At 36.0% G+C, this 2,232-nt stretch carries 5 protein-coding genes; 1 reads left to right on the forward strand and 4 read right to left on the reverse strand.

What is annotated here, in order from left to right; all coding sequences use genetic code 11:
- A partial coding sequence (locus tag ON09_RS23425; protein ID WP_010603501.1) for an IspD/TarI family cytidylyltransferase occupies positions 1-426 on the forward strand: 426 nt, incomplete at its 5' end.
- 96 nt (positions 427-522) lie between these two features.
- On the opposite strand, the gene ON09_RS25350 is transcribed toward ON09_RS23425, so the two are convergent.
- From ON09_RS25350 to ON09_RS23440, 4 genes are all read right to left on the reverse strand, one after another.
- On the reverse strand, positions 523-681 hold the full coding sequence (locus ON09_RS25350; RefSeq protein ID WP_010603502.1) for a lmo0937 family membrane protein: 159 nt from the start codon (positions 679-681) through the stop codon (positions 523-525).
- Between the two features lie 170 nt (positions 682-851).
- A complete protein-coding gene (locus tag ON09_RS23430; protein ID WP_010603503.1) occupies positions 852-1,073 on the reverse strand; it encodes a DUF2795 domain-containing protein in 222 nt (73 codons plus the stop codon).
- Positions 1,074-1,158: 85 nt separating this feature from the next.
- Complete coding sequence (locus tag ON09_RS23435) at positions 1,159-1,707, reverse strand: cob(I)yrinic acid a,c-diamide adenosyltransferase (protein WP_010603504.1); 549 nt, start codon at positions 1,705-1,707, stop codon at positions 1,159-1,161.
- Between the two features lie 80 nt (positions 1,708-1,787).
- Positions 1,788-2,232 (reverse strand): ABC transporter ATP-binding protein (locus tag ON09_RS23440; RefSeq protein WP_010603505.1); only part of this gene is annotated, 445 nt, incomplete at its 5' end.

Genomic DNA, 2,232 nt, shown 5'->3' on the forward strand with positions numbered 1-2,232 from the left:
GTCAGAACGTTTCTATTCGGTAAAAATGCTATCGATTTTATTGAAGAAGATTGTGTTATAGCAATCCATGATGCTGTTCGTCCATTGGTTTCAAAACAGTTAATCGATCACTGCTTTGCCGAGGCAGAATTTAAAGGAAACGTAATTGCGGCAGTTCAATCAAGCGATAGTGTACGGACGCTAAAAAACAATAAAAGCGCTGCTTTAAACCGTGATGAGATTTACCTGGTACAAACACCACAAACCTTTAAATTCAGCATCTTAAAAGAAGCCTACACACAAGATTTTACTACCTCTTTTACGGATGATGCCAGTGTTGTTGAGGCTGTTGGATATGAAATAAATATTATTGAAGGAGAAAGAAACAACATCAAAATTACCTACCCTATTGATTTGGAATTAGCCGAGTTGTTATTGAAAAGATAAAAGAAAAGCTGCTTCATAACAATGAAACAGCTTTTCTAATTCATCCGTTTTATAAGATCTCCTTTTGAAAATTGATGAATGTTCGCTTAATATATTTTATGTTGCTCTTCCAATAACTTTAAGCAAGATTGCAATAACTGCGATTACTAATAAAACGTGAATGATGTTACCTACATCGCCGAAGCCGTGGAACAAAAAGCCGATCACCCATAGTATTACCAATACTACTGCGACTAAATACAATAAATTTCCCATAGTGTTAATTTTTAAGTAAATGTTGATGTATTAACACATGGCCCATAGTTTTGTTTAAAAAATGTAAATTATATTGGAGATAATTATCAACATTTAAACAAACAGGTTGTAAATCAGCGCATAAAAAAACCTTCCAATTTTAAAATTGGAAGGCTTCTTATTTTGATTTTCTAATATTCATCCTCATTAAAGAAGAAATCTTCTTTAGTTGGATAGTCGGGCCAAATTTCTTCAATTGTTTCGTAAGGCTCTCCATCATCTTCCAATGCTTGTAAGTTTTCAATAACTTCTACTGGGGCACCAGAGCGAATGCCATAATCAATTAACTCATCTTTAGTTGCAGGCCAAGGTGCGTCTTCCAAGTGCGATGCTAATTCTAATGTCCAATACATATCTTCAATTCTATTAAATTCTTGTTCTTAACAATGCGCAAAGTATATTAAAATTTTTGAGCAAAACAAACTTATTTTTCAACTATTAAACACGAGGTATCCATATGTTTTCCTCTGCGCTAAAATCCATGTTCAGTTTTCGTGCCAAAACAAATAAGTAATCACTCAAACGATTCAGGTAAACACTTACACGCTCATCAACAAAACTCGATTCAGCTAGTTCAACCGTTAACCTCTCTGCTCGTCTGCAAACGCATCTGGCAATATGACAGTAAGAAACAATGGTATTTCCACCAGGCAAAACAAAATGTTTTAACGCAGGCAATAGATCATTCATCGCATCCATCTCTGTTTCCAATAGCGTAATATCATGCTTATGCAAATCAGGAATTTTCATCTTAGATTTTTCAGGATCTGCCGCCAGTGAAGCACCAACGGTGAACAGGCGGTCTTGAATTTCTTTAAGCAGCTGCTTATAATGATTGTCAATATCCTGACACATGATTAATCCGATATACGAATTTAATTCGTCTACGGTTCCATAAGTTTCAATTCGAAGATGGTATTTCGGAACACGTGTACCGCCAATTAACGATGTTTGGCCTTTGTCTCCTGTTTTGGTATAGATTTTCATTCTGAAAGTATTAGGTAATAAGTTATACGTTTTAAGTATGTTCTACACGTATAACTTATAACCTACAACTTAAAACTTCTTTAGTTTATTTTTTCCCAGTCGCTGCCGCTGTCATTTAAGGCCTGCAAACGTGGAGATACGTTTTTAATATCTGTGTTAATGTAATCGTTTTCTATCAAACCATCACGCATTCGTACAATCCTGTGGGCATGTTGCGCAATATCTTCCTCGTGGGTAACTAAAATAATGGTATTACCTTTACTGTGAATTTCTTCTAAAAGGCCCATAATTTCGATGGAAGTTTTGGTATCTAAATTTCCAGTCGGCTCATCTGCCAATATGATTGATGGGTCGTTAATTAACGCCCGTGCCACTGCAACACGTTGTCGCTGACCGCCTGATAATTCGTTAGGTTTGTGATCCATACGATTACCTAAATTTACATTTTCCAATGCTTTTGCCGCTCTGGCTTCACGATCTTTTTTACTGTTACCAGCGTAGATTAAAGGCAGAGCCACAGTGTGT

It is taken from the genome of Pedobacter agri PB92, from assembly GCF_000258495.1.
In the GTDB taxonomy this organism is placed as follows: domain Bacteria; phylum Bacteroidota; class Bacteroidia; order Sphingobacteriales; family Sphingobacteriaceae; genus Pedobacter; species Pedobacter agri.